This is a genomic window from Streptomyces sp. RKAG290, assembly GCF_023701695.1.
GTDB lineage: Bacteria > Actinomycetota > Actinomycetes > Streptomycetales > Streptomycetaceae > Streptomyces.
The window spans coordinates 7437223-7463905 of record NZ_JAJOZC010000001.1; the positions used below are offsets into that span (position 1 = coordinate 7437223).

General features: G+C 72.7%; 21 protein-coding genes. 9 read left to right on the top strand and 12 right to left on the bottom strand.

The annotated features are described in order from the left end of the window. Positions 1-46 precede the first annotated feature (46 nt). Positions 47-1375 carry a crotonyl-CoA carboxylase/reductase gene (gene ccrA / locus LNW71_RS32900; protein ID WP_250971510.1) on the bottom strand — a complete coding sequence of 443 codons (1329 nt, stop codon included), beginning with the start codon at positions 1373-1375 and terminating at the stop codon, positions 47-49. 297 nt (positions 1376-1672) lie between these two features. Here ccrA and LNW71_RS32905 point away from each other — a divergent pair, with 297 nt between their 5' ends. After that, the gene (locus tag LNW71_RS32905; protein ID WP_250971511.1) at positions 1673-2632 is read left to right on the top strand and encodes a fatty acid desaturase; all 960 of its coding nucleotides are present in this window, start codon (positions 1673-1675) and stop codon (positions 2630-2632) included. Positions 2633-2676: 44 nt separating this feature from the next. On the opposite strand, the gene LNW71_RS32910 is transcribed toward LNW71_RS32905, so the two are convergent. From LNW71_RS32910 to LNW71_RS32920, 3 genes are all read right to left on the bottom strand, one after another. Beyond that, positions 2677-3705 (bottom strand): alpha/beta hydrolase family protein, encoded by a 1029-nt coding sequence (locus LNW71_RS32910; protein ID WP_250971512.1) that lies wholly within the window; start codon positions 3703-3705, stop codon positions 2677-2679. 128 nt (positions 3706-3833) lie between these two features. Then, complete coding sequence (locus tag LNW71_RS32915) at positions 3834-8078, bottom strand: type I polyketide synthase (protein ID WP_250971513.1); 4245 nt, start codon at positions 8076-8078, stop codon at positions 3834-3836. Further along, positions 8075-9676, bottom strand: a complete 1602-nt coding sequence (locus LNW71_RS32920) for a fatty acyl-AMP ligase (RefSeq protein WP_308294541.1) — start codon at positions 9674-9676, stop codon at positions 8075-8077. Before LNW71_RS32920 ends, LNW71_RS32915 begins: the two co-directional genes overlap by 4 nt. 873 nt (positions 9677-10549) lie before the next feature. Between LNW71_RS32920 and LNW71_RS32925 the strand changes: the two genes are divergently transcribed. Both LNW71_RS32925 and LNW71_RS32930 read left to right on the top strand, forming a co-directional pair. After that, positions 10550-11542: a lipase family protein gene (locus tag LNW71_RS32925; protein WP_250971514.1), complete on the top strand. Its 993-nt coding sequence runs from the start codon at positions 10550-10552 to the stop codon at positions 11540-11542. 256 nt (positions 11543-11798) lie between these two features. Then, positions 11799-13040, top strand: coding sequence for a helix-turn-helix domain-containing protein (locus LNW71_RS32930; RefSeq protein WP_250971515.1), 1242 nt, complete (start codon positions 11799-11801; stop codon positions 13038-13040). 37 nt (positions 13041-13077) lie between these two features. Here the strand turns inward: LNW71_RS32930 and LNW71_RS32935 are convergent, their stop codons facing one another. The 3 genes from LNW71_RS32935 to LNW71_RS32945 form a co-directional block, all read right to left on the bottom strand. After that, the gene (locus LNW71_RS32935; RefSeq protein ID WP_250971516.1) at positions 13078-14121 is read right to left on the bottom strand and encodes a hypothetical protein; all 1044 of its coding nucleotides are present in this window, start codon (positions 14119-14121) and stop codon (positions 13078-13080) included. A gap of 118 nt (positions 14122-14239) precedes the next feature. Then, positions 14240-14545 (bottom strand): hypothetical protein, encoded by a 306-nt coding sequence (locus LNW71_RS32940; protein ID WP_250971517.1) that lies wholly within the window; start codon positions 14543-14545, stop codon positions 14240-14242. 361 nt (positions 14546-14906) lie between these two features. Next, the gene (locus LNW71_RS32945) at positions 14907-15506 is read right to left on the bottom strand and encodes a methyltransferase domain-containing protein (protein ID WP_250971518.1); all 600 of its coding nucleotides are present in this window, start codon (positions 15504-15506) and stop codon (positions 14907-14909) included. Between the two features lie 161 nt (positions 15507-15667). Between LNW71_RS32945 and LNW71_RS32950 the strand changes: the two genes are divergently transcribed. Genes LNW71_RS32950 through LNW71_RS32965 form a run of 4 tightly spaced genes read left to right on the top strand, consistent with a single transcriptional unit; the run spans position 15668 to position 20046 of the window. After that, entirely contained in the window at positions 15668-16537 is an 870-nt protein-coding gene (locus tag LNW71_RS32950) for an MHYT domain-containing protein (protein WP_250971519.1), read from the top strand. 56 nt (positions 16538-16593) lie between these two features. Next, the gene (locus tag LNW71_RS32955; RefSeq protein WP_250971520.1) at positions 16594-19155 is read left to right on the top strand and encodes a nitrate- and nitrite sensing domain-containing protein; all 2562 of its coding nucleotides are present in this window, start codon (positions 16594-16596) and stop codon (positions 19153-19155) included. Beyond that, complete coding sequence (locus LNW71_RS32960) at positions 19152-19589, top strand: roadblock/LC7 domain-containing protein (protein WP_250971521.1); 438 nt, start codon at positions 19152-19154, stop codon at positions 19587-19589. Before LNW71_RS32955 ends, LNW71_RS32960 begins: the two co-directional genes overlap by 4 nt. Before the next feature lie 16 nt (positions 19590-19605). Beyond that, the gene (locus LNW71_RS32965) at positions 19606-20046 is read left to right on the top strand and encodes a DUF742 domain-containing protein (RefSeq protein ID WP_374119485.1); all 441 of its coding nucleotides are present in this window, start codon (positions 19606-19608) and stop codon (positions 20044-20046) included. 27 nt (positions 20047-20073) lie between these two features. Here LNW71_RS32965 and LNW71_RS32970 read toward each other — a convergent pair whose 3' ends face one another. Continuing rightward, complete coding sequence (locus LNW71_RS32970; RefSeq protein ID WP_250971522.1) at positions 20074-20583, bottom strand: MarR family transcriptional regulator; 510 nt, start codon at positions 20581-20583, stop codon at positions 20074-20076. Positions 20584-20664: 81 nt separating this feature from the next. Here LNW71_RS32970 and LNW71_RS32975 point away from each other — a divergent pair, with 81 nt between their 5' ends. Beyond that, positions 20665-22779, top strand: coding sequence for an MMPL family transporter (locus tag LNW71_RS32975; protein WP_250971523.1), 2115 nt, complete (start codon positions 20665-20667; stop codon positions 22777-22779). A gap of 81 nt (positions 22780-22860) precedes the next feature. Here the strand turns inward: LNW71_RS32975 and LNW71_RS32980 are convergent, their stop codons facing one another. Beyond that, positions 22861-23436: a TerD family protein gene (locus tag LNW71_RS32980; protein ID WP_250971524.1), complete on the bottom strand. Its 576-nt coding sequence runs from the start codon at positions 23434-23436 to the stop codon at positions 22861-22863. 32 nt (positions 23437-23468) lie between these two features. Further along, the gene (gene tatA, locus LNW71_RS32985) at positions 23469-23741 is read right to left on the bottom strand and encodes a Sec-independent protein translocase subunit TatA (RefSeq protein ID WP_250972239.1); all 273 of its coding nucleotides are present in this window, start codon (positions 23739-23741) and stop codon (positions 23469-23471) included. Between the two features lie 193 nt (positions 23742-23934). On the opposite strand from tatA, the gene LNW71_RS32990 reads away from it, so the two are divergent. After that, on the top strand, positions 23935-25413 hold the full coding sequence (locus LNW71_RS32990) for an LCP family protein (protein WP_250971525.1): 1479 nt from the start codon (positions 23935-23937) through the stop codon (positions 25411-25413). Positions 25414-25429: 16 nt separating this feature from the next. Here the strand turns inward: LNW71_RS32990 and LNW71_RS32995 are convergent, their stop codons facing one another. Further along, complete coding sequence (locus LNW71_RS32995) at positions 25430-25972, bottom strand: GNAT family N-acetyltransferase (protein ID WP_250971526.1); 543 nt, start codon at positions 25970-25972, stop codon at positions 25430-25432. 279 nt (positions 25973-26251) lie between these two features. Next, complete coding sequence (locus tag LNW71_RS33005) at positions 26252-26617, bottom strand: metalloregulator ArsR/SmtB family transcription factor (protein ID WP_250971527.1); 366 nt, start codon at positions 26615-26617, stop codon at positions 26252-26254. Between the last annotated feature and the right edge of the window lie 66 nt (positions 26618-26683).

The following is a 26683-nucleotide window of genomic DNA, read 5'->3' on the forward strand; positions in this document are numbered from 1 at the left end:
GGGCCCGGGACTCCCGGGCCCCCGCACCACGCGTGCGCGAGGGGCGTCACCCGAACGGCAGGAGAGGGGCGATGCGGTCCTCCCCGAGCCGGGCCCGACGCTCCGGATCGGTGACCCCGAGCCCCGGCTTCGGCGCCAGTGCCAGCACCCCGACCTTGCCCGTGTGCTGGTTGCGCTGGACCAGGCGAGCGGCCTCCGGGGCCTCGTCCAGGGCGTACGTCGTGGAGAGGGCGGGCCGGATGTGGCCCAGATCGAGCAGTCTCCCGACCGCCGCCTGCTCCTGCAGATTGGCTCCGTGGCTCCCGATCACCCGCTTGAGCCGCATCCACAGGTACCTGTTGTCGAACTCGTGCCGGTAGCCGGTGCTCGACCCGCAGGTGACCACCGTCCCGCCCCGCCGGAGCACGAACACCGATACGCCGAACGTCGCCCGTCCGACATGTTCGAAGACGATGTGCGGGTCCTCGCCCACCGCGGCCCGGATCAGCCGGCCGAGCTTCTTGCCGGCCACCGAGGGGTCCGCGGGCGGCTCACTGCCGGTCAGGCCGATCTCCGACCGGTCGATGACCGCATGACAGCCCAGCGCCAACGCCTGCCGTGCCTTCTCCTCGCTGCTGACGATCCCCACGGCGATGCCCCCGCCGTTACGGACGAACTGCGTCGCGTAGGCGCCCAGCCCACCCGCCGCGCCCCAGATCAGCACCACATCGCCCTGCGTCATCCGGGCTCCGCGCTCACTGACGAGCATCCGGTATGCGGTGCCCGCGCAGAGCGGGTTGCAGGCGGCCTCCTCCCACGTGAGGTGGGCCGGTTTGGGCAGGAGCTGACTCGTGTGCACGACGCCGTAGTGCGCCAGACCGCCGAAATTGGTCTCGAAGCCCCAGGCCAGCTGGGACTCCCCGAGCATTCCGTCGGCATGGGTGGCCGGCTCCTCGGGGTCCACGTACACGGGGCTGACCACCACCTCGTCGCCCACGTGCCAGCGCCGCACCCCCGCCCCGGCGCGGACGATCACGCCCGCCGCGTCCGAGCCGACCACGTGGAACGGCCGGTCGTGACGGGTGGCCCAGCCGCCCCGCCGGCCCAGCGCCTGCAGGAAGGCGAAGGTCGGCACCGGCTCGAACATGGCCGACCACACGGTGTTGTAGTTGATGCCACTGGCCATCACAGCCACCAGTACTTCGTCCGGGGCGAGTTCGGGCATCGGCACCCGCCCCACGGTTAAGGACCTGCGGACGTCGTGGTCCGCCGACCCGGCGAACATGCCGACGTCCTCGGCGCGCAGATGCGCGGCCGTGTACTCCGCCGGGACCGGCAGCCTTTCCAGCTCCTGTGCGGCGGCTCCGGCCAGCACTGCTTCGGCGAGCGCGTCCATGAGGTTCCTTCCGATCGCGGCAACGGCCGAACCGCGGCCCGGCCGGGCCGCAGCGGTCCAAAGGTGCGGGTGCGCCGTGTGTGCCCACAAGGGAGGCGGACCCAATTCACGGGGATTGCGTACCGGCACCCGGTGCCGTTGTCACATCCCGACAGCTCGGGCCGCCGGTTCGGGAGCTCTGTCAGCCAGGTGAGGACACCCCGCTCCCGAACCGCGCGTCCGGTGAGTGGAGCCCCGGCGGTACCCGTCAGTAGCGTCCGGGGCAGCCGCACTGATCCACGAAAGGTGAAGACCGCCATGGCGCAGTCGCACACGGCATCGGGTCCCCACGACATCCCGCTCGAAGGCATGAGTACCGCAGACCGGGCCGTTGTCGGGGTCTTCGTCGGCGTACCGTTCGTCGCCGTGATCGCCTCGGTGGTCGTCCTGTGGGGCTGGGGCGTCACCTGGCACGACCTGGTGATCGGCGCGGTGATGTACGCGGTGGCGGTGCACGGCATCACGATCGGCTACCACCGGCTCTTCACCCACAAGGCGTTCAAGGCCGCCCGCCCGCTGAAGATAGCCCTGGCCGTCGCCGGCACCCTGGCCGTCGAGGGCGACGTCATCACCTGGTGCGCCGACCACCGCCGCCACCACCGTTTCGCGGACCGGCCCGGTGACCCGCACTCACCGTGGCGGTTCGGCACCTCGGTCCGGGCGCTGCTCAAGGGCATGGTCTGGGCCCACATCGGCTGGACGTTCAACAACAGCAAGACGGACCGCCGCAAGTACGTTCCCGATCTGCTCGCCGACCGGGACCTGGTCAGGGTCGGTCACTGGCAGCCGCTGATCGTGCTCTTCTCCTTCGGCGCACCCGCCGTGGCGGGCGGGCTGTGGGGCGACGGGAGCTGGGACAGCACCGCCGCGTGGTCGGCCTTCTTCTGGGCGGGGCTCGTGCGCATCGGGCTGCTCCACCACGTCACCTGGTCGATCAACTCCATCTGTCACATCAGCGGTGCCCGGCCGTTCCGCTCCCACGACCGGTCGGGGAACGTCTGGTGGCTGGCCCCGGTCTCCGGCGGCGAGTCGTGGCACAACCTGCACCATGCCGATCCCACTTCGGCCCGGCATGGTGTACTGCGCGGCCAGGTCGACAGCAGCGCCCGGCTGATCCGCTGGTTCGAGCAGCTGTCCTGGGCCAGGGACGTCCGCTGGCCGGACGCGCGCAGGCTCGCCGCCCGAGCGGCGCACACCGAAGGCCCGCGGGCCCGCTGAGAGCGGGCCCGCGGGCCTCCGGGCCGCGCGGCTGCCGGGAGCGGTCAGCCGGTCAGGCCCAGCCCGGCGGCCAGGGTGGGCCAGGACGCCTTGAACTCACGCTGCCAGGAGGACCAGGCATGCGATCCGCCGGTGTAGAAGTGGACCTCGGCCGGAATCCCGAGGCCCGAGAGGCGGTTCGCGAAGCCGTGCGCCTGCACCCACAGCGTGCCCTCGAGGACGGCGCCCTCCAGATTGCCGAAGTCGATGCTCGGTATCCCGCTGCCCTGTGAGAGGTACAGACGGGTGCCGGAGAGCTGTTCGGCCTGCGCCGCGGGGTTGTGTGCGTTCCAGATGCTCCGGTTGAGGATGGGGCTGCCCCAGAGCAGCGACGGCAGTTGAAGCTCGCGGGCGACGATGGCGTTCAGCACCGTCGGCATGCCCAGCGCAGTCGTGTCCAGGATGCCGCTGTACGAGGCCGCGGCGCCGAATGCCCCCGGGTGCCGGGCCGCGAAGGCGAGCGCGCCGTAACCCCCGGTGGACACTCCGGCGACGGCGCGCGCCGTCCCCGCCCGGTAGTTGTTCCGGAGCAGCTCCATCACCTCGTCGACCTGGAACGTCTCGTAGTCGGGGGACGAGGAACTCCCGTAGTTCCACCAGGCGGTGGGGATTCCGGTGGGCCCGGACGACGGCATGACCGTGATGACGTCCTTGTCCGCGAGGAAGTCCTCGACATCGGTCTCCCGGGTCCAGGACGTGTAGTCGTCGTGCGCGCCCTGCAGGAGGTACAGCACCGGCCAGGTGCGGTCCGGCTGCGCGTCGAATCCGGCCGGCAGCAGGACCCGTACCGGCAGCGTCTTTCCGGCCGCCGGCGACTCGACGGTCAGATCGACGGTGCGGGCGTCGATCCTGGTCTCGGTGACGATGCGTGCACCGTCATCGGCGGTGGCGGCGGGCTGCACGGCGGCCGGCGAACCGTACGCCGTCGACGCGCCTACGGTGCCCGCTGTCGCGAGCAGCACGGTCGCGACGGCGAGCGCGGCGTACTTCGCGCGGGCGCGGCGCGCCGGGCGGACCTGCGGGGATCGGGGCATGGTGGGACCTCGTTTCGTCCGGATGATGCGTCGGGTGGGCAGGCAGGAAGGCAAGGGGTCCAGGGTCTTTCGTTCGGGTCAGGCCGCGAGGTGCGGTGCCAGGGCACGCGAGCCCGGCCTGACCCGACCTAGGTGCGGGGCAGGTCTCGGGCGAGCAGGTCCGCGAGGACATCGACGACCGGTGGGTCGAGCAGCGACAGGTGGTGGCCCGGCAGCGGCGCGACGGTCAGGTCCGTGCAGTACGCGTCCCATCCCAGTGCTTCGTCGTCCCGCTCGTAACGGGCGTCCCGCACCGTGTGCGGAGCGGGATCCGCCGCCCGGTAGAGCAGCGTCCGCCCGTCGTAGCGCCGGGGTGTGTGGCGCTCACCGCTGCGCAGGTCGAGATACGACGTCCGCTGGTGCTCCAGCACCGCCGGCGGCAGCTCCACCACCTGCTCCAGGAGCTTGATGACCAGGGCGACCTGGCCCGCGTCGTCGCACCGGGCCAGCTCCCCGTACGGAAGGCGCAGCGGCTGCCCGTACGTGCGCTCGACGAACTCGGCGAAGCCCTCGAACCGGCGCCGCACCTCCCGGTCCGGCGTCGCGGCGCCCGGCGGCACCGGCAGCGGGAGCACGGAGTCGAGCAGGACGAGGGCGGCGACCGTGCCGTGGGCGGAGAGCAGCCGTGCGGTCTCCTGGGCGAGCAGCCCGCCGTAGGACCACCCGCCGACCAGCCACGGGCCGTCCGGCCGCACCTCGCGGATGCGCCGGGCGAATTCGGCCGCCCGGCCCGGCACGTCATCGGGATCGGGCAGCCGGTCGAGGCCGAGCACCGGGCGGCTGCCGTCCAGGCGCGCGGCCAGCCGCCCGTACACGTCGCTGGAGCCGCCCGCGGCATGCGCGAGGAAGAGCGGGGCCAGCGGTCCGGCGCCCGGGAAGGTGCGCAGCCGGCCCGGCGTACCCGACACGGTCCCCGCCGCATCGGTGTCGGGAGCCCCGTCCCGCAGCCGCGGCCCGTCCGGCGCCTTCGCCAGCAGGGCGGCGACGCCCCGCAGCGTCCCCTGGCGCAACAGCACACCCGGCTCGACCACGACGTCGAACTCCCGCTCCACCACGGTGCGTACCCGCACCGCCGTCAGCGAGTCGAGGCCGAGTTCGGTCAGCGGGGTGTCGGGGTCGATGCGGTCCGGACCGTACCCCATCACCGCGGCGACGCAGTGCCGCAGCCGGTCGATGACACCCGTGCCCGGCCCCGGCCTCACCGGGTGCACCGGTGCGGCCCCCGGGCCGGCGGACTCACCAGCCCAGAAGCGGCGGTGGCGCCACCGCGGGACGGGCACATCGACGATCCGGCCGCCCGGGTTGAGTCCTTCGCGGGCGCCTGTCACCGCAACGCCGTGCACCAGGAGCGTGGCGAGGGACGAGCGGAAGGTGAGCGCGTCGTCGGTGTCCCGGCGGAGCGTCGGCACGACGAGGAAGTCCTCGTGCGCTGCTCCGGAGCCGTCCGAGCTCGCGGTGCCGGCGCCGCCCAGTGCGTGCGTCAGGGTGTCGCTGAGCGGATGCAGCTGCGTCGGGTGCGGCGAGACCTCGACGAACACCCGGTGACCGTCCTCGGCCGCCGCTCGCACCGCCTGTTCGAAGCGGACCGGCTGCCGGAGGTTGGCCACCCAGTAGCCGGCGTCGCAGTCGGCCGCCGACCGCGGGTCGTCCCGGACAGTGGAGTAGCGGGTGCAGCGCGGCGGGGAGTGGGGCACGGTGCCCAGCTCCCGGGCGAACTCGTCGAGCAGCGGCTCGACGGCGGAGGAGTGGCCGGCCGCGGTGACGCCCAGCGAACGCGCGAAGCCGCCCTCGGCGTTGACCTGGGCCACCAGCCCGGCCACATCGGCGGCCGACCCCGTGACGACGCTCTGCACGGGCGACGCGTGCACCGCGACCCGCCCCGAGGCAAACCGCCGGGCCAGGCCGGCGATCTCGCCGCCGGACCGGTCCACCACGGCCATCGCACCGCCTGACAGCCGGGACAGCAGGCGGGACCGTACGGCGATGACACGGGCGCCGGTCGCCTCGTCCAGGGCGCCGGACACGACGGCCGCGGCCACCTCGCCCATCGAGTGACCGATGACGGCGGCGGGCTCGGCGCCGTAGGAGCGCCACAGCTCGGCGAGGGCGATCTGCACGGCGTAGAGGACCGGCATCACGGTGTCCGGCGCGGACAGCTCGGCGTCCGGCAGCAGCAGATCGTGCAGCGACAGCCCGCAGTGCTCGCGCAACAGCCCCGCCATGCGATCGACGGTGGCCGCGAACACCGGCTCCGTGGACAGGAGTTCGCGGCCCATGGCGGGCCACTGAGACCCGTAGCCCGAGAAGACCCACACCGGCCCGCGACGACCGTCGCGGCGGTGCGCCGTGCCGGTGACCAGTGCCGGGTCGCTCCCGCCCGTCGCGTACCGCTCCAGAGTCGTGACGATGTCCCCCCTGCCGCGGGCGACCACCGCCGTCCGGTGCCGGCCACGGCCGGTGCGGCCGGCCAGGGTGCGGGCGAGATCGGCCGGGCGCACGGGCCTGCTCGCCGGAGTGCCGAGCCACTCGGCCAGCTCGCCCGCGTAGGCACGCACCCGGTCCTCGGACGGCCCGTCCATGAGCAGCAGCACCGGGCGGGCACTCTCGGGCGCCGCCGCGGCGGCTGCCGGGGCCGGGGTCGGCGGCGGCCGGTACTCCGCCAGTGCGACATGCGCGTTGGTGCCGCCGAAACCGAACGCGGACACACCGGCCGTGGCGGTCCCCGAATAGCGCGGCCAGGGCTCGGGCTGGGTCACGACCCGCAGTCCGAGCCCGTCCAGATCGGCATGCGGGCCCGGCTCGTCGAAGTGGAGCTGCGGCGGGATCTCGCCGTGGTGCAGGGCCAGCACGGTCTTGATCAGACCGGTGATCCCGGCCGCTGCCTCCAGATGCCCGAGGTTCGTCTTGACGGAGCCGATGAGCAGCGGACGGTCCGCCGCACGCCCCCGGCCCGCGCCGAGCGCCGCGCCGAGCGCGCCCGCCTCGATCGGATCACCGAGCGCGGTGCCGGTGCCGTGCGCCTCGACGTAGTCGACGGTGACGGGCTCGGTGTGGGTCTGCGCCAGCAGGGTGTGCTGGGCGTCGGCCCGGGGGGCCGTCAGCCCGTTGGAACGGCCGTCGGAGTTGACCCCGGTGGATTTGATCACGGCCAGCACCCGGTCACCGTCGCGCTCCGCGTCCGCCAGCCGCTTCAGCACGACGACCCCGCACCCCTCGCTGCGTACGATCCCGTCGGCCGCGGCGTCGAACGCCTTGCAGCGCCCGTCCGCCGCCAGCGCCCCGGCACGCTGGAAGCCGATCGTGACCGCGGGGGAGAGCAGCAGGTTCACGCCCGCGGCGAGTGCGGTGTCGCTCTCACCGGAGATCAGACTCCGCACCGCGTGGTGCACCGCGACGAGCGAGGAGGAGCACGCGGTGTCCAGGGACAGGCTCGGACCCCGCAGATCGAGTGCGTACGAGAGCCGGCCGGAGGCCACACTCATCGACGAGCCCGGAGCCGTCCAGGCGTCCACCGCCGTCGGATCCGCGGTGGTGAGATGGGCGTACTCGTTGCCGCTGATGCCCACGAACACGCCCGTACGGGTCCCGGCGAGCGACGTCGCCGGGAGCGCGGCATGGTCGAGTGCCTCGCGGGTCACCTCCAGGAGGATGCGCTGCTGCGGGTCCATCGCGGTGGCCTCGTGCGCGCCGATCCCGAAGAACTCCGCGTCGAACCCGGCGATCGCGTCGACACCGGCGTGCGTCCGGGCCCGATCCGTCGCCTGCGCGGGCGGGGCGGTCCGCATGCCCGTGGCCGTCTGTACGGCGGGCGCCGTCCGGACCTCCGCGGCCGCCTGCGTGCGCGGAGTGGAGAGGAAGCCGCCGTGCCTGTTCATGTCGTCCGGCAGCCCGTCCGCCGCGGACCGGAGAAAGGGCGTCCAGCGACCCTCGGGGACCGTCCCCACCGCGTCCCCGCCCTCGCGGAGCAGCTCCCAGAAGCCCGCGGGCGAGGTCACACCGCCGGGCAGCCGGCAGCCGGCCCCGACCACCGCAACCGCCGTGTCCCCGTCAGGCGCGTGAAGTCCGGCCGCCGGGCTCGGGACTTGAGCATCCTCAACGGGCACACCGTGGACCAGCCGGGCCAGCAGCGAGCCGAGCGTCGGCGACTCCCAGAGCAGGGTGACCGGGAGCCGGGCGCCCGTCAGCTCACCGAGCGCCGCCGTCATCGCCACGGCGTCGCGCGAGGTCAGGCCGAGTTCGGCGAGCGGCCGGTCGTCGGTGACGTCCACCGGCTCCAGGCCGTACCAGGTGCACAGGCGCCCGACGACGGCCGCCCGCAGATCCGCCTCCCTCATCGCTCACCGCCCGCGAGCCGGCCGGCCGACGGCCCGAAGCCGCCGTCGAGCAGCCGGGCCCGGGTGGCGGCCCGCGCCACCTTCCCGCTGGTCGTCCTCGGCACGGCGCCCGGTTCCACGAGCAACAGCCGCCCCAGCCGCAGTCCATGGCGGGCGGACACGGCCGCGCGCGCCGTGCGCAACGCCTCACTCGCCGACGACTCGCTCGGCTCGGTGCCCCTGCGGTACTCCGCGACCACCACGAGCTCCTCACCCCCGCCGTCCGGCCGGGGCACGCCGAAAGCGGCCAGCCGGTCTCTGCGCACCACCTCGACCGCGCCCTGCACCGACTCCTCGATGTCCTGCGGATAGTGATTGCGCCCGTCGACCACGATCAGGTCCTTGAGCCGCCCCGTCACGAGCAGCCGCCCCTCGTGCAGCGCCCCCAGGTCACCGGTGCGCAGCCAGCCACCGCGCCCGTCCGCCGCCCCCGGCGGCACGAGGCCGAACACCTCCGAGGAGAGCCCGGCCCGTTTCCAGTAGCCGAGCCCGACGTTGGGTCCGCGCAGCAGGATCTCGCCGACCCGGCCGGGGCCGAGCGGCGCCCCGGTGACCGGATCGGCCACGCACAGCTCCTGCCCGGCCGGTGCGCCGCAGGCGACGAGCGCGGCGGCCACCCGGCCGGGACCGGCGGCCTCGATCCGCCCGGTTGCCAGGGCGTCGGCGTCGCAGCTGACGGTGGCGGGTGCCTCGGCATACGTATCCGTGGTCACGAACACCGTCGCCTCCGCCAGCCCGTAGGCCGGGCAGTGCGCGCCGGGGGCGAGACCCGTGGGCGCGAAGGCCTGCTCGAAGCGCCGCACGGTCGCGGGGCGTACCGGTTCGCTGCCGTTGATGAGCACCTTCACCCGGTCCAGCCGCAGCGTGTCCCGTTGTGCTTCGTCCGTGCGCGCGACGCAGTAGTCGTACGCGAAGTTGGGGGCGGCGCTGATCGTGCCGGGGTACGAACCGAGCAGCCGCAGCCAGCGGACCGGGTCCTCCAGGAAGGCCACCGGGTCCATCAGGACGGAGGGGAAGCCTCCCACCACGGGCGCGGCGACGCTGAGCACGAGGCCCATGTCGTGGAAGAGCGGCAGCCAGCCGACCGTCGTGTTGTTCGCGGCATCGGCACCGAAGGCGGCGATGGCCTGCCGCGCGTTGGCCACCACATTGGCATGGGTGATCATGACCCCGGCCGGGTCGCGGGTGGAGCCCGACGTGTACTGCAGATACGCGATGTCGTCGGGCGCGGGCCGGATCCGGGGCGCGGCGTCCGCCGGCGCCGGATCGCCCGGCCGGTCCACGCACAGCAACGGCAGCGGGGGCAGCCTCTGATCCAGGGTGAACGCCGCCACGACCGGGGCGGTGGCCGTATCGGTGATCGCGCAGGCCGGCTCGCAGTCCGCCAGCACGGAAGCCAGCCGGCCCTCGTGGCCGGGGAGCCCGGGGCTGAACAGCGGGACGGCGATGACGCCGGCATAGAGGCAGCCGAGGAAGGCCGCGGCGTAGTCGATGCCCTGCGGGAGCAGGAGCGCGGCCCGCTCTCCCGGGGCGGCCAGCGCGGCAAGCCGGTCCGCCACGGTCCGGGCCCGGGAGTCCAGCGCCCGCCAGCCGAGCGTGCTGTGCAGCCCGCGGACGAGGGGTCCGGGAAGTCCACGTAGGTGAAGGCGCGTTGATGCGCACGCCGGGTGGCCCAGTGCCGGAGGTGATCGGTGAGCAAAGGGCCGGTGGGGGGCTCGACGGAGGTCATGGCGGCTCCAACTGATCAGGTCGGGTCGTCGAAGGACCGGGACGGTCACTCCGGTGGTGCACGGCCGTGGCGGGACCGCTCGGGGCACCGGGAGCGTGGCGGGCGGGGCCCCGGGACGATGCACCAGGGTCTTCCGCGAAATGACCCACGAGTAAGACGGGTTGCTGACAGACCGTCCGGTGCCGTCTGTCACTTGGGTGACAAGAACCCGTTTCCGACTCGGCCGGGGAGTGCCCGCCGGCACGCGTCTGCCGCCCCGGCCCCTTGTGGCGCCGCGACAAAAGCCGCGCGCCGGACAGTGGTTCCGCTGACTATCGAGGCCGTGTTACTTCTCCGTAACTTCACGGCTGCCGGAGGAGAGACCTCCCGACACCGAGGAGCACGCCTTGCGTAGTTCACGATCGAACCGGAAGAAGAGTCTCGTCCTGGTGGTGGCGGCCGCCCTGGCAGGTGCGGGGCTCGGCCTGCCGACGACGACCGCCGGCGCCGCGGAGCGGGCGGCGGCGGCCACCGCCTGCGACGCCCCGGACAGCCGGATCTACCAGGTGCCCGCCGCGGTGCCCGACCGGCCGGGCAGCGTCATCGCCTGCCGGCAGACCAGCTGCCGCAGGTTCCCGGCAACATTCCCCAGCAGGCGTGGAAGGTCCAGTACAGCACCACGGACAACGCGGGCAGACCGGCCGCCGTCTCCGGCACGGTGGTGGTGCCGAAGGAAGCGTGGAAGGGGGCCGGCAGCCGCCCGGTCGTCGCATTCAACCCCGGCACCCTGGGACTGGGTTCGCAGTGCGCCTTCTCCAAGCAGCTGGCCGGGGTATTCCAGGACGAGTACGAGGGGGAGAACATCGCGGCGCTGCTGAAGGCGGGGTACGCGGTCGCGGCGACCGACGGCCCGGGCTACCTGGACGGGCAGACCCACCCCTACGTCTCCGGGGCCGATGCGGGCCACGCGCTGCTCGACATCGTCCGGTCCGCCCCCGCACTGCCCGGAAGCGGCCTCGACGCGCGGACGAAGGTCGGCCTCTGGGGGTACTCCGAAGGCGGTGCGGCCAGCCTGTGGGCCGCGCAGCTCGCCGCCTCCTACGCCCCCGAGCTGAACGTCGTCGGCGACGCGTCCGGCGGGGTGCCGGGCGACCTGAAGGTGGTCGCCAAGGGCCTCAACGGAGGCGCGTTCGCGGGCTTCCTCGTCGACGCGGTGGTCGGACTCGCCGCCTCGCACCCCGCGATGCCCTTCGAGGAACTGCTGAACGACCAGGGCAGGGACACCGTCAAGAAGGCCAAGTCCCTCTGCCTGGTGGGCACCGTCACCGCCCTCGCCCTGCAGAAACTGGAGAACAACACCACCGGCGGGCTCGGCCTGGAGCAGATCTACGCACTCAAAGGCTCGGACGGCCGGACGTGGGGCCAGGTGATCGACGAGCAGAAGCTCGGGGCGGGCGTCGGCCGCAAGGGGGCGGGTGCCCGGTACGAGATCGGCTTCCCCGTCCTGCAGTACCGCGGCCTCGCCGAGGAGGTGATTCCGACCGCGACGCAGGACGCGACCCGCAAGTCCTACTGCGCTTCCGGCATCAGCACACGATGGAAGCTCTATCCCGGCGAGCACCTGACCACCGATCAACTGGCCGTGAGCGACACCGTCGGCTGGCTCGGCGACCGTTTCGCAGGCAGGCCCGAGCTCGGCAACTGCTTGCTGCCGTAGCCGTAGCCGTAGCCGTAGCCGTAGCCGTAGCCGTAGCTGGATGCGGGCCGGAACGGCTTGATGCGCCCCGCACCGGCTGGCCGAAACCGACCGCGGATCAACATGATCGGCGTGCCTGACCGAGCGAACTCTGTCGTCGCTTGTCACCTGAGTGACAAGCGACGACAGCACGTCTGTCCGCCCCCGAGGGGCCACCGGACCGTCCGGGCGGTATCTTCACCGAGCCCTTTGTCCCCACGCGCAGAGGATGCACCTCATGGTGAACGGCTCCCCACCCACCACAGGCATCGTCGCGGAAAGCGGCAGGGACGACGAGACACAGGCCGCGTTCCGGGCGTTCCCCGCCGGGCTGCACGACCATCTCAGGCCCTACTTCTCGGACATCACCGAAGAGGTCGTGCGGGCCATCAAGACGGAGATCCACGAGTACGACCGCCCCCGCGACGACACGTACACACACGTCGTGCACCGGGGCGTCGAACAGGCCCTCGGTGGCTTCCTGGCGCGGATGGCCGAGCAGGACACCGACTGGGAGGCAGTCAAGGCGACCTACCAGCGCATCGGCCGGGGCGAGGCCGACGAGGGACGCAGTCTCGACGCCTTCCAGGCCGCGCTCCGTCTCGGGGCCCGCGTCACCTGGCGCAAGGTCAACGCCCTCGTCGACGCGGAGCGACTGCCCAGGCATGTACTGGCAGCCTTCGGCGAGGCACTCTTCCTGCACCTCGACGAAATGGCCGCCGCGACCACCATCGGCTACACCGAGGCACGGCTGCACGCGGCCGGCGAACTGCAGGTGCGCCGCACCAGGCTCATCGATCTACTGACCGCCGATCCGGCGGCCTCCACCGACGCCATCACGGATCTCGCCCACATCGCCCAGTGGCCCGTCCCGCGGGAGCTGGCGGTCGTCGTCGTCGATCACGCCCGGGTACCGGAAGCCGCGCGCCCCATCGTCCCGCCGGAGTTCCTGGCCTGTTTCGATGCCCAGCCCGGCGTCATGGTCGTTCCCGATCCGGAGGGGCCCGGCCGCGGCCGGGCCATCGCGGGGGCCGTGAGCGGACTGCGTGCCGCGGTCGGCCCCACCGTCGCCCTGGACGAAGGTGCCCGCTCGCTGCGCTGGGCACTGGACGCCCTGGAACTCTCCCGGCGCGGCGTCCTGCCCGGCAGCGGGGTGGTGCGGTGCGCCGACCACCTGGCCACGCTGCTGCTCTTCCGGGACGAGGCACTGGTGGACGCGATAGCCCGGCGCCATCTGCGCCCGCTCGAAGCGATTCGCGCCCCGCAGCGCGAACGCCTCGCCGAGACACTCCTGTGCTGGCTGCAGTGCGGCCACAACGCCAGCGAGGTCGCGGGCCGGCTCGCCGTCCACCCGCAGACGGTCCGCTACCGGCTCCGCCAGCTGGACGAGGTGTTCGGCGACCGGCTCCACGACCCCGCCGCGCAGTTCGAGATGCAGCTGGCGCTGCGCGCCCTCAGCCTGCGCCCCGACGGGCCCTGAGGGCGGATCGCCCGGCCCCGGGCCGGAACGCGCGGGCTCAGGAGGGCCGTACGGCCAGTCCGTCCAGGGCCTTGAGCAGCCCGGGCAGTTCCGTGCCGCGTCCGACCGGCAGGATCTCGCCCGGCACCTCGTCCAGCAGCAGGAAGGCGATGTCGTCGGTCCTGGCCACCATGGACCAGCCGGGGCCGTCGGCACGGATCGTGCGGGCGTCCCCGGAGGCGAAGGAGGAACGGACCCGACCGGGCGGCGGAGGGGCGTCGACGTAGGCGCGGGCCTCGGCGAGGGCCCGCCGTACACCGGGATGCGTCCCGGAGGTGGCACCGTCCTCCGGGCTTCGCGCGCCGGAGGTGGCATCGTCCGCGCCCGGATCCGTCTCCGTGCCGGCGGCGTCGTCCGCGCCGGAAGCCGCGCCGGTGTCGGGGGCGCCACCCGTTGCGCCGGCCGCGTCCGTTCGGGCGCCGGCCTCCGTACCGGAACCGGTGTCAGCACCCGCCCCGGAACCCGCAGCCTCGTCGGAACCGGCATCCGCCGCGCTTCCGTCCGCACTGCCGCCACTGCCCGCCGGCACGAACGCGGTCTCGTCGTCGATCTGTTCCCGCCAGGCAGCCCACTGCATCGCTATGGCGTCCGCGCCGAGACGACGCTGGGCAGGCCCCCACTCATTGGTGTCGGGCGGAGTCAGCGGCGATATGTCCTCACCGTCCGCCTCCGGGTCCGGTGCCGGGTCGTGCGGGGCGGCCACGCCCGGAGCGGCGACCGCCACGGCGAGGGGCCAGCCGGGGAGCGCGCAGACCACCGAGCGGTCGTCGGGCGACAGGTCGTACTCCATGCCGCAGTCCCAGGACGCGATCGCCACGGCCACCAGCGACACGTCGTCGACCGCGACGGTCCACCTGGCCCCGTCGCCGTCCTGGCCCAGGACCAGGCCGTACCCGTCCGCGTACGGTTCGAGGCCGAGCGCCGCGCATGCCGCGGGGTAGTCGTCGCCGAGCACGCTCGGGAACTGGGCAGGGGTCAGCAGGACCGCAGTCAGCACATACAGTGCGTCGTCGTCGGCGACTGTGTTGTCCGTCCCGGCCACTGCACTCTCCTCATCCGTCACGGTTGTCGTCGGCGCACCTTAACCAGTGGGTAACCCGCTCGTCGAGGCCCTGACAAGGCAGGATGTCAGTTTCTGGCGTTCCCGGCGACGGCCGTCGTCAGCCGTCGGCCAGGCCGAGCAGCGAGCGGGCCACCGCGTCGGGAGTCTCGTCGCGCTCGCGGGCGAGTGCGATCACCGCCCGGCAGGCCAGCTCACCGACGCCGAAGGAGAGCGCCTCCGGCGACACCCAGCCGCTGGCCTCGTCCATCCGCTCCTGGTCGTCCTCCACCGACGCCGCGACGAACGTGGCCGCCGCGTCGAACAGGTTGTGCTGCCGGCGCTCCGGCCTGGTGGGAGCGTCGGCCCGGCCTCCCTTGCGGCCGGGGGTCACGGCTCTGCGTAATATGCCGAACATGTCGGTCATGGGGACCACCTCTCCTGGATGCGTGTGTGCGGGACGAACGTGGCAGGCACCGTGAGGGGTACGTGCCGCGGGTGCGTGCCGTCCCGGTCCTTCGTGCGTACTCACGGGTCATGCCCGCAGACACAGGGCCGGACACTCGACCTGCACAAGAGGGGGCGGCGAGATGAAGCGCTACGACCGGCTCAAGGGAGATCCAACGCCGCCACCCGGAGCGGGACATCCGCCGCATCAACCAGATGCACCGCAGCTACGACATCGCCGACGACAGCTATGGCCCGTCGGCTCTCCGACCACGAACTGCGTGCCTGCGCCGCCTGCCGGACGAAGCGCAGTTCCTTCGGTGCGTGTGCCGCCGGGGACCTCAGTGCGTCCGTTCGGCCACGGCGAGAAAGCGGGTCTCCTCGTCCGTGTAGCTGGCCAGTCGCCAGCCCGAACGGGCCAGCAGCGGACGGAGGTTGGGCTCCGCCCGCAGATCTCCGTCCGTGAGCGTCCGGCCGTGCCGTGCGGCCAGTGCCGCCCTGCCGATCGGATGGAAGAGCGCCAGCAGCCCGCCCGGCCGCACCACCCGGGCCAGCTCCGCCAGGCCCGGCCCGGGCTGTGGCAGGTGCGAGATCAGTCCGGCCGCGAACACCGCGTCGAGCGCCCGCGCCCGCAGCGGCAGCCGGGCGGCGTCGGCCTGCAGCAGCACCCCGCTGCGGCCGCGGCCGGCACGCGCGGCTGACTCCAGCATGGCCGCCGTGAGGTCGGCGCCCACGACCGTGCCCCGGGGGCCGACTGCCGCCCGCAGAGCGGGCAGCGCCCGTCCCGTACCGCATCCCGCGTCGAGCACCGTGTCGCCCGCGCGCAGTCCGAGGGCGGAGACCGCCAGGGCGAAGGCCGGGCCGTCGTCGGGAAAGCGGGTGTCCCACGCCGCGGCGCGGGCGGTGAAGAAATCCTGGACGTGTGTGTGGTCATCGGCCATACGGACATGATCGCGTAATGACCGCCCGAACGAAACGGCACGTATCGGTGTACATGTTCGACCACGACGCGATCGTTCGGGAACATCTCTCTGTCATATTCCAGCAGCTTTCGAACTGCGCCCAGGTTGTGCGCCCCCAACACGACTAGCGTCCCCGAGTCATGGGACACCTGGACCACGCCACCTTCGGCTGGCTGACACCGCTGCTGTCGTACGCGATGGCCTGCATCGGCGCCGCACTCGGACTGAGCTGCACCGTGCGCGCGCTCGACACGACCGGGCGCTCGCGCCGCAACTGGCTGATCACGGCCGCGTCGGCCATCGGGTCGGGCATCTGGACCATGCACTTCGTCGCGATGCTCGGCTTCGGCGTGTACGGGACGGACATCCGCTACGACGTACCGCTGACCCTCCTCAGCCTGCTCGGCGCGATGGTGGTGGTCGGCGGCGGCGTCTTCGCCGTCGGATACAGCGGCGACCGTACCCGGGCACTGCTGCTGGGAGGCTTCGCCACCGGGCTCGGCGTCGCCAGCATGCACTACCTCGGCATGACGGCGCTCCGGCTGCACGGCGCCGTCCACTACGACCCCGTGCGGGTCGTCCTGTCCGTCGTCATCGCGGTGATCGCGGCAACGGCGGCGCTGTGGGCGGCCCTCAACATCAAGTCCCCGCGTGCCGTCGCCCTCGCCTCGCTCGTCATGGGCGCCGCGGTCAGCAGCATGCACTACACCGGAATGATGGCCGTGACGGTGCGGGTGACGCCCTCGGGGAGCGAGCTCCCGGGGGCCACGGCCATGCAGTTCATCTTCCCGCTAGCCGTCGGTCTCGGCTCCTACCTCTTCCTGACCTCGGCATTCGTGGCCCTCTCGCCGACGGCCCGGGAACGCGCCGCCTACGTGTCCGCCGAGAGCGCCGGGGCACCCGCCGACGCGGAACCCGCGGCCACGGGCGGACCCGCCCGCCGAGGACCGGACCTCCGTGCCGGGCGCGCGGCCCGCAGCCCCGACGCCGCACCCGCAGGAACCCCCTGACACCCGGTCCGGCCCGCCCGACAGCACACCCCGCTCACACCCGGAACGAGGAGGCCATGCGCCCACCCCGCACGACCCCGGGCCCCGGTGCCCCCGCCCGGCCCGGCACCCCGCCGGCGCCGCCGGTCCGAGGGCGCCGCGCGCACGCCGGGCCACCGGCCGACGAGAGCGCGGAGCACGCAGGACCGCTGCCCGCCAACGGCACCGCCGCGCCGCGCGGGCCCTGGACACTGCGCCCCAGGACGGTCCGCGCGAAGATCATCTCGCTGCTCATGGTGCCGGTCGTCTCCCTGCTCGCCCTCTGGGGCTTCGCCACGGTCTCCACGGCCCAGGACGTGGCCCGACTGCGCCAGCTGCAGCGGGTCGACGAGGAGGTCAGGGCGCCGGTGGCGACCGCGGTCGCCGCGCTGCAGGGCGAACGCAGAGCGGCCATGCTCCAGGCGGTGGACCCCAGCAGCACGCACACCACCGCCCTGGCGAAGCGGATCCGGGCCACCGACACGGCACTCGCCGCCCTGCGGCTGGACGACGGCCACACCATCGCCGACACAGGCAACCTCCCCGGAGGTGTGGCCGGCAGGCTCGACCGATTCCTGGGCCTCGCCAAGGAGCTTCGCGCCGACGGCACGGGCAGCAGCAGCGACGAAGGCGCTGCGTACGACCGGTACACCGAGACCGTCACCGCCGCCTTCGCCGTCTCTGGCGCCCTCACCGGAATCCAGGACGACGCCCTGGGCTCCGACGCCCGGGTCCTGCTCGAACTCGCCCGCGCCGACGAGATGCTGGCCCGCGAGGACGCACTGCTGGCCTCGGCCGCACGCACGGGCACCCTGAAGGACCGACCGCTGCGGCTGTTCACCGGAGCGGCGGCCACCCGGCGCAGCCTCACCGAGACCGCGGGCGTCGACCTGCCAGCAGGTGAACGCACCGCCTGGAAGGCATTCGCCGCCCGCCCCGCCTACCATGCGATCCAGTCGGCCGAGGACGCGGTGCTCGCCGCCGCACCCGGTCGGGACGCGGCCCTGGCGGTGCCCGCCGCCGACTGGCAGCAGGCCGCGGCCGACGTGCGGGGCGAGCTGCACAGCATCGGCACCGGCGCCGGAGAGCGCGCCGCCGACCGCGCCGACCCGCTCACCCATGGGCTGTTCAGCCCTTCCGGGGCCGCCGTGATCTTCGGCTGCGTCGCTGTCGCCGCCTCCCTCGTGATCTCCGTCCGCATCGGCCGGGCGCTCGTCGTGGAGCTGGTCAGCCTCCGCAACAGCGCGCTGGAGATCGCCCGGCGCAAACTGCCCCTGGCGATGCGGCGGCTGCGCGCCGGCGAGGAGCTCGACATCCTGGCCGAGGCCCCGCCGGGGATCGCCTCGCAGGACGAGATCGGTCAGGTCGGCGAGGCCCTCGGCACCGTCCACCGGGCAGCGCTCGGCGCCGCCGTCGAACGTGCCGAACTCGCCGACGGGATCTCCGGTGTGTTCGTCAACCTCGCCCGTCGCAGCCAGGTGCTGGTCCACCGTCAGCTCAACCTCCTGGACAGCATGGAACGCCGCGCCGACGACCCCGACGAGCTGAGCGACCTCTTCCGGCTCGACCACCTCACCACCCGGATGCGCAGGCACGCCGAGAGCCTGATCATCCTGTCCGGCGCCGCCCCCGGACGGGCCTGGCGCATGCCCGTGTCCCTCACCAACGTCGTCCGGGCCGCGGTCTCCGAGATCGAGGACTACGCGAGGGTGGAGGTCCGCCGGCTGCCCGACGCCGCCGTGAAGGGCACGGCGGTCGCCGACCTCACCCACCTGCTCGCCGAACTCGTCGAGAACGCCGCACAGTTCTCGCCCCCGCACACCAAGGTGAGCATCACCGGAGAGCCCGTGGGCAACGGCTACGCGCTGGAGATCGAGGACCGAGGTCTCGGCATGGGCCCCGAACTCCTCGGCGAGGCCAACCGGCGCATCGAGCAGGCCGAGGCGCTCGACCTCTTCGACAGCGACCGGCTCGGCCTGTTCGTCGTCAGCCGGCTCGCCGTGCGCCACCGGATCAAGGTCCAGCTGCGCATCTCCCCGTACGGCGGCACGACAGCCGTGGTCCTGCTCCCGACCGCCCTGCTGCAGGGCGCGCTGCCGCCCCCCGGGGAGCAGCCCGCACCGCGGAAGGCCACGGCCGAACGCGCGGACGAGCACGAAGCGACCTCCGTCGGCTCCGGCCCGGGGCCCCGGGCGGCACGAGCCAGGACCACGGCCTTTCCCGCGCCCGTGGCCGTCCCCGCGCTGGAGACCCGTACGGAGTCGGCGGCCCAGGTGACAGCGCTGCGCAGGCCGTCCCGCCCGGCGGACGACAAGGAGACGACGGCCCGGACGGAGCACCGGCCGCCAGGCACGGACCAGGGCGACGACGACGCGCTGCCCCGCCGGGTACGGCAGGCCAGTCTCGTACCCCAGCTCCGTGCCGGACCGGGGCCCGAGGCGCCGCCTGCCGGCGACCGGGCCGAGGGCGCGGCCGCCGGGCGTACGCCCGAGCAGGCCCGCGACCGTATGACCGCCTACCGGGCCGGCTGGGTGCGCGGCGGCGGCTCAGCCCCGGGCACCACCGAACCCAGCCTGCCCACCGAAGGAGACCCCGCATGATCGCGAACGAGAGGACCGGGGCGCACAGCCGTTCCGGCGAGCTCGACTGGCTGCTGGACGAACTGGTGACCCGGGTCGGTGAGGTACGGCACGCGGTCGTGCTGTCCGGTGACGGACTTGCGGTGGGCGCGTCCAGCGCGCTGAGCCGCGAGGACGCCGAGCACCTGGCCGCGGTCGCCTCCGGATTCCACAGCCTCGCGAAGGGAGCCGGACGCCACTTCCGGGCGGGCGACGTACGCCAGACGATGGTCGAGATGGACGACGGATTCCTGTTCGTCGCCGCCGCGGGGGAGGGGTCCTGCCTCGCCGTGCTCAGCACGGCGTTCGCCGATATCGGCCTGGTCGCCTACGAGATGGCCCGCCTGGTCAAGCGGGTCGGCGAGCATCTGCGTACCCCGGCGCGATTCGCCGGGCACCCGTCGGCAGCCGGCTGAAGGGGGCTGGGACGGCTTGTCCAGCACCGACGGGAGCGCGGGAGACTTCCCGGGCGCCCCCGACCCGCACGCACTGCCCGGCAGCCAGTGGTACGACGCCGAAGCGGGCCCGCTCGTCCGTCCGTACGCCATGACCGGTGGCCGGACCGAACCGGGCCCGGGTGGTGCGCACTTCGACCTGATCGCGCTCGTCACCTTCGAGGACAGCGTGGCCGGGAGCGCCGAGGACGCGCTGCTCGGGCCGGAACACCGGACCCTGCTGACGCTCTGCCGGACCGAGACCCAGTCGGTCGCCGAGCTCTCCGCCGACGCCGACCTGCCGGTCGGCGTGGTCCGCGTACTCCTCGGCGATCTGCTCGAATCCGGGTACGTACGGGTCAGCCGCCCCGTGCCGCCCGCCCAGCTGCCCGACGAACGCATCCTCCGCGAGGTGATCACCGGCCTGCGCGCGCTCTGAGTTCTGCCCGCGGCGTGGGCGCCTCGCTCAGGTCTGCGGCCGAGTCCTGCGCAGCTGGGCCAGCTCGTCGTTCATGGCATCCAGGAAGCGGACCACGACCGCCAGTTCGGCCTCGTCGAACTGGCGCCTGGCCGTGTCCGTGCTGTCCGCCAACGGCATGAAGAAGTCGCGGGCCACCGCCTTCGCCGCGGCGGCGTAGTGCAGATGCACCACCCGGCGGTCGCTGTTGTCCCGGACCCGGCGGATGTGCCCTGCGCGCTCCAGCCGGTCCAGGCAAGCCGTCACCGCGCCCGAGGTGAGGTCCAGCTGTTCGCGCAGCCTCCCCGGCGTCATGGCCGATCCCGTACCGCCGCGCTCGGCGTCGAGGATCGCGATGAGCGCCTGTACATCCGTCGGGTGCAGCCCCTGGGACTGTGCGAACTCATGGGCGATGCGATTGAACTCGCTGTTCATACGGCGCAGCAGCACAGCGAACGACTGGAGCCCGGTGGGTCCGTCGTCCATGCCTCTGTCCGGGCTTCCGTCTGCGGTGCGCATACCTCTAGACTAATATCTCTCAATCGTTGAGATAATTAATGATCGAGAGACATTGACCGTGCGTCGACCTCTGGGGAAGCAATGAAGCCCGCAACGCGGCACCGCGTCGTCCGCTGGCTGGTGCCGGTGGCCCTGCTCGTCGTCTGGCTCGGCATCGGCGGGACACTGGGGCCCTACGCCGGGAAGCTCGGCGAGGTATCCACGAACGACCAGGCCGCCTTCCTGCCGCGCAGCGCGGAGGCGACGAAGGTGTCCGAGGCCCAGAAGGCCTTCCAGCAGTCCGGAACCGTGCCCGCGATCGTCGTCTGGACCTCCGGGCAGGGTCCGCTCCCGGCCGGTGCGCAGGCCGCGGCCGGCCGGGCGCTCGCGTCCCTCACCGGAGTGCCGGGAATCGTCGGTAAGCCGTCGCCCGCGCTGCCCGCCAAGGACGGCGAGGCGCTCTCCGGCGTCGTGCAACTGCGCTCCGACCTGGGTGACGCACTGCCCGGCACGCTCGACCGGGTGCGCGAAGCGGCCCGGTCGGTGGAGGGTACGACAGTCGGGATCGCCGGGCCCGCAGCCAGCCAGGCCGACCTGAAGGACGCCTTCGCGGGAATCGACGGACTGCTGCTGGGCGTCGCACTCGCCGCCGTGCTGGTGATTCTGCTCCTCGTCTACCGAAGTCTGCTGCTGCCGTTCCTGATCATCATCAGCTCCGTCCTCGCTCTCGGACTCGCCTGCGCGGTCGTCTACGCTCTCGCGGACCACGACATCGTGCGCGTGGACGGTCAGGTACAGGGCATTCTGTCCATTCTGGTGATCGGCGCCGCCACCGACTACGCGCTGCTGCTCACCGCACGCTTCCGCGAGGAACTCGCCGGGCACGGAGACCGTGCGGCCGCCGCAATCGCCGCGCTGCGCCGCTCGTTCGGCGCGATCACCGCCAGCGCGGCAACCGTCGCTCTCGGCCTGCTCGCCCTGCTGCTCAGCGATCTGACGAACAACCGGGCCCTCGGCCCGGTCGGGGCCATCGGGATAGTCTGCGCGGTGCTGAGCACCCTGACCTTCCTGCCGGCGGTGCTGGTCCTGTGCGGCCGGGCCGCCTACTGGCCGGCGAAGCCGCGCCGGGCGGACGAGGCGGCCGGAGGGCACGGCATCTGGTGCCGCGTCGCCGCCGGCGTCGACCGGGCCCCGCGCAAGGTCTGGGTCTCCACCCTGCTGGTGCTCGTCGCCTGCGCGGCTTTCGCTCCCACACTGAAGTCGCAGGGCGTGCCGCTGGACGAGATCTTCGTGAACGACGCCCCGTCCGTGTCCGCGCAGGCGGCCCTGGGGAAGCACTTCCCGGGCGGATCGGGCAACCCCGCCGTCGTCGTCGCGGACGCCGGACGCGCGGTCGAAGTGACCGCCGCGGCCGAGCGGACGCCCGGAGTGGCCTCCGCGGCACCCGTGACGGCGGCCGGTCGGCCGGGCGGCGGGCCGCCCGTCGTGGTGGACGGCCGGGTGCGAATCGACGCGACGCTGACGGACGCCGCCGACAGCGATGCGGCCAAGGCGACGATTCAGCGCCTGCGTGCCGCGGTCCACCCGATTCCGGGCGCCGGGGCCCTCGTCGGCGGCTACACGGCGCAGAGTTACGACACCCAGCGGACGGCGGAGCGGGACCGCGGCATCATCGTGCCGGTCGTCCTCGTGATCATTCTGCTGATCCTGATGGGGCTGCTGCGATCCGTGCTCATCCCGGTCCTGCTGGTGGCCACCGTGGGTCTCAACTTCCTGGCGACCCTGGGAGTTTCGGCACTGGTCTTCACGCATGTCCTCGGGTTCAGCGGTACGGACGCCTCCGTTCCGCTGTACGGATTCGTCTTTCTGGTGGCCCTCGGCGTCGACTACAACATCTTCCTGATGTCACGTGTCCGGGAGGAGGCGCTGGTGCACGGGGCCAGGCAGGGCGTGCTGCGCGGTCTGGTCAGTACCGGCGGCGTCATCACGTCGGCCGGGGTGGTGCTTGCCGCCACGTTTGCCGCCCTGCTCGTCATTCCGCTGGCGTTCCTCGCCCAGATCGCCTTCATCGTGGCGTTCGGAGTGCTCCTGGACACCCTGGTGGTGCGTTCCCTGCTGGCCCCCGCGCTGGTCGTGGACATCGGCCCGAGGGCGTGGTGGCCCGGTGCGGTCGGCCGCCGCGACGCGAAGTCGCGGGAGGCCACCGGCGTGCGGTGAAACGGCGGGTCCCGGTGCGGGCTCCGTGGGACGGAGCGCGCACCGGGGCCGGGCAGGCTCGGTTCACCGTGCCGGGAGAGGTCAGACGTTGACGCCGTAGTCGGACGCGATGCCTGCCAGGCCGGAGGCGTAACCCTGGCCGACCGCGCGGAACTTCCACTCCGCACCGTGCCGGTACAGCTCGCCGAACACCATGGCGGTCTCCGTCGACGCGTCCTCGCTCAGGTCGTAGCGCGCGAGCTCCACCCCGTTGGCCCGGTTCACCACGCGGATGAACGCGTTGCGCACCTGGCCGAAGCTCTGCCCCCGGCTCTGCGCGTCGTGGATGGAGACCGGGAAGACTATCTTCGCCACATCCGCCGGGACGCCCGCCAGGTCCACGTTGATGGACTCGTCGTCGCCCTCGCCCTCACCGGTCAGGTTGTCACCGGTGTGCTGGACGGACCCGTCCGGGCTGTTGAGGTTGTTGTAGAAGACGAAGTGCTGGTCGGAGAGAACCTTTCCGGAGTCCGCGCACAGGAGTGCGCTGGCGTCGAGGTCGTGATCGGCGCCCGTCGTCGTCCGTACGTCCCAGCCCAGGCCGACCGTCACCGCGGTCAGGCCGGGCGCCTCCTTCGACAGGGAGACGTTGCCGCCCTTGGCCAGGGTCACACCCATGAACTTCCTCCTATGATGCGGTGATCCGTCGATCAGACTTCTTCGGCCGCCATCGCGCGGGACGACGGCCCTTCCCCTGTAGTTCCCGATTGCGCAAGCGGCGAAGTGACGGAACGGTGCCCGAGCCGCGGCCGCGCGGCTCGGTGCGGCGTCTGCGCCTTCATCGCCTTTGCCTCACTCTTCAGGATCCGCGCGGATTTGCCCAGGGCGCGGACGGTGTCCGGCGGCTTCTTCGAGCCGAACAGCATCAGTACGACGACAGCCACGATCAGCAGGTGCCACGGTTCGAGGCCGTTGGGCAGCATGCGCTTCACGCCCCGTTTTGAGGCGTCTTCCGGTCAATGTTTCCGGCAGGCATTTGCGGACAGGGGATCGGACCGACGATGGAAACGTCCGGTGATCCACCCGGACACCCACACTTGCTACATTGCGCAACTGTACAACCATGCGCGGACGGTGCGATTCCGACGCCGTGGAAGCCGGACGAACGGGGTGGCCATGACAGGCAGTCGCAAGGGGGCAGCGTCCGGGGGCAGGGCGGACCGGCTGCGGCGGACAGCCGTGTTCGGGCTGTCCTTCCTCGTACTGCTGGTCGCGGGTGTCGGCTGGGGATACCTCAAACTGACCGGCAGCATCGACACGTTCAGCGCCGACGGAGTTTCCGGGGACCGGCCGCCCGACACGTCGAAGGGGCAGAACGTCCTCGTCATCGGGTCGGACACCCGCGCGGGCGCAAACCGGGGGCTCGGCGGTGGAACGGGCGAAGTCGGGCGCTCCGACACCGCGTTCCTGCTCCATGTCTACGCCGACCACGAGCACGCCGTCGCCGTATCCATCCCCCGCGACACCCTGGTCGACATCCCGGCCTGCAAGAAGCCCGGCGGCAGCTGGACTGTCCCGCAGCACCATGTCATCTTCAACGGGGCGTTCTCGGTGGGCGAGACGGCCGAGGGCAACCCCGCCTGCACCCAGAACACCGTCGAGCACCTCACCGGCCTGCGCGTCGACCACACGGTCGTGGTGGACTTCGCCGGTTTCTCCGCACTGACCTCGGCCGTCGGCGGAGTGCCGGTCTGCCTGCCGCAGGACATCTACCAGCGCGATCTGAACCCCAAGCGCGCCACCCGGGGCGACCTGGTCTTCGGCAAGGGCACGCAGTCGGTGTCCGGGCAGCGGGCGCTCGACTACGTACGGATCCGCCACGGCATCGGCGACAGCTCCGACATAGGGCGGATCAAGCGGCAGCAGGCGTTCGTCGGCTCCCTCGTGAAGAAGGTCAAGTCGCGCGGCCTGAACCCCACCACCCTGCTGCCGCTTGCCAACGCCGCGACCGACGCGATGACCGTCGACCCGGGACTCGGCTCGGCCGACCGGCTGCTTTCGTTCGCCATGTCGATGAAGAACATCGACCTGCACAACACGAAGTTCCTCACCGTTCCCTGGCGCTACGAGGGCGCCCGCGTCGCGATCGTGGAACCGGACGCCGACGCGCTGTGGGCGTCACTGAAGGCGGACCGCACACTCGACGGCCAGAACGCCGCCGGCAACAACAAGGGCGCCCGGCCCGGCGGCGCATCGGCCTCCCCGACCGCCCCCGTCTCCGGCTCGGGCATCGACGTCGCCGTCTACAACGGCACCACGGTGACCGGACTCGCGGCCAGGGCGGCCGAGCTCCTGCGCGGACACGGCTTCACGGTCACCGGCACGGCCACGGCAGACGCGCAGGACCGGTCCCGGACGCTCGTGACCTACGGTCCCGGCCTGCGGGACGAGGCCGGGACCACGGCCCGGCTCTTCGCCGGAGCGCGGATCACGGAGTCCGACCAAGCCGGGATCCAGGTGATCGTAGGCAGCGACTACGCAGACAACCCCTCGGCCGCTCCCGCGACACCGACGCCCGAAGCCGTACCCTCCGCCGTCGCCGACCACGCCCGTTCGGCGGACGACGATCCGTGCAGCGACCTCTCGTACGGCTGAACCGGCCGCGGGCGGCTCAGGAGGACCGGCTTGCCGTCCTCAGCTGCAGCGACGGGTGCCGGGGCGGTGCGAACCCGAACGACTCGTAGAGCCCGGCCCCCTCCCCGGTGGCGTTGAGACCGACCACCGTCGCGCGCGTCTCCTGCCGGAACCAGATGAGCAGCGCGTCCAGGCAGGCCCGGGCATGGCCGAGCCTGCGCCGCCGCGGATCGGTACTCACGTTGGAGACGTGTCCGTGCAGCCCGCTCGGGTTGGCCGGACTCGGCGCGTGTGCGTCGCATGCGCCGACCGCGCACGCCACCACGCCCAGTTCGGGATCGTCGACGAGGAACGCGGCGAACTCCTCGGACCGGGGCACCCGGTCGGCGAACCACTGCGCCGAGGCGGCCCGCCAGGGAGCGCGGTCGTCGCCGACGTCCATCCCCATGTCGGTGAGCATCAGCGCGCGCATCCGCACCAGTGCCGGCACATCGGCGAGGGTGGCTCGGCGTACCCGTACAGGCCGGCCGGGCGTGTTTCCGGCGCCGCTGCCCGTACTGGTTGTGCCCGCCTCGGTCATGAGAGCCTCCGGTTCCGTTCGCAGCGCTGCGCACCGCTGTTAGGCCGTATGCGTACAACGCGAGAACGCCGGCGGGCAACAGGTAACAGAGGGGCGACAGTGCGCTCATGCCCAGCGGAGGGCCGAGCGGGATGAGAGGCCGCAGGACGCGGATGCCTGCCGGGGCCGGCCGCGGCCACTCGCAGTGGGCCGCCCGTGCGGCCCTCGGTGCTCCGGCGGCCGGTGCGCGGGAGCAGTGTCACGCCACCGCGTCCAGGACCACCGGCCGGGGCAGCGTCGTCAGGCGCCGAGCCCGTGAAGCCGTGCAGGATGCGCGGGAGGGTGCCCGGCCCGTTCAGCGAGCTGGCCGACCATCAGCCGGACCACCGTCACCACATCGGGATCGTCGACCAGATACACCTGCCGACGGCCTTCGCGCCGGGAGCGGACCAGGCCGGCCAGCTTCAGCTTCGTCAGGTGCTGGCTCACCGACGGGAGGGCGCCGCCCACTCGTTCCGCGAGGCCGGTCACATCGCTCTCGCCCTGGGCCAGCGCCCAGACGATGTGCAGCCGAGCGGGCGCCGCCAGCAGACCGAAGACGGCGGCCGTCTCGGCGAGCACCTCGGCGGGCGGATCCGGGAAACCGCCGCCGCCACCTGTCGACACTCTTGTCACTCCCGTCCGAGTGGGCCGGCTCCTCGCACCCGAGATGACCAGTGTAGGCGCCGGACC

Coding starts and splice junctions, on each gene's coding strand:
- LNW71_RS32980 (WP_250971524.1), bottom strand. CDS start 23,436: ATGGGTGTGACCCTGGCCAAGGGCGGCAACGTCTCCCTGTCGAAGGAG.
- LNW71_RS32930 (WP_250971515.1), top strand. CDS start 11,799: ATGGTGAACGGCTCCCCACCCACCACAGGCATCGTCGCGGAAAGCGGC.
- LNW71_RS32915 (WP_250971513.1), bottom strand. CDS start 8,078: ATGAGGGAGGCGGATCTGCGGGCGGCCGTCGTCGGGCGCCTGTGCACC.
- LNW71_RS32970 (WP_250971522.1), bottom strand. CDS start 20,583: ATGCGCACCGCAGACGGAAGCCCGGACAGAGGCATGGACGACGGACCC.
- LNW71_RS32995 (WP_250971526.1), bottom strand. CDS start 25,972: ATGACCGAGGCGGGCACAACCAGTACGGGCAGCGGCGCCGGAAACACG.
- LNW71_RS32990 (WP_250971525.1), top strand. CDS start 23,935: ATGACAGGCAGTCGCAAGGGGGCAGCGTCCGGGGGCAGGGCGGACCGG.
- LNW71_RS32905 (WP_250971511.1), top strand. CDS start 1,673: ATGGCGCAGTCGCACACGGCATCGGGTCCCCACGACATCCCGCTCGAA.
- LNW71_RS32940 (WP_250971517.1), bottom strand. CDS start 14,545: ATGACCGACATGTTCGGCATATTACGCAGAGCCGTGACCCCCGGCCGC.
- ccrA (WP_250971510.1), bottom strand. CDS start 1,375: ATGGACGCGCTCGCCGAAGCAGTGCTGGCCGGAGCCGCCGCACAGGAG.
- LNW71_RS32910 (WP_250971512.1), bottom strand. CDS start 3,705: ATGCCCCGATCCCCGCAGGTCCGCCCGGCGCGCCGCGCCCGCGCGAAG.
- tatA (WP_250972239.1), bottom strand. CDS start 23,741: ATGCTGCCCAACGGCCTCGAACCGTGGCACCTGCTGATCGTGGCTGTC.
- LNW71_RS32975 (WP_250971523.1), top strand. CDS start 20,665: ATGAAGCCCGCAACGCGGCACCGCGTCGTCCGCTGGCTGGTGCCGGTG.
- LNW71_RS32950 (WP_250971519.1), top strand. CDS start 15,668: ATGGGACACCTGGACCACGCCACCTTCGGCTGGCTGACACCGCTGCTG.
- LNW71_RS32960 (WP_250971521.1), top strand. CDS start 19,152: ATGATCGCGAACGAGAGGACCGGGGCGCACAGCCGTTCCGGCGAGCTC.
- LNW71_RS32955 (WP_250971520.1), top strand. CDS start 16,594: ATGCGCCCACCCCGCACGACCCCGGGCCCCGGTGCCCCCGCCCGGCCC.
- LNW71_RS32945 (WP_250971518.1), bottom strand. CDS start 15,506: ATGGCCGATGACCACACACACGTCCAGGATTTCTTCACCGCCCGCGCC.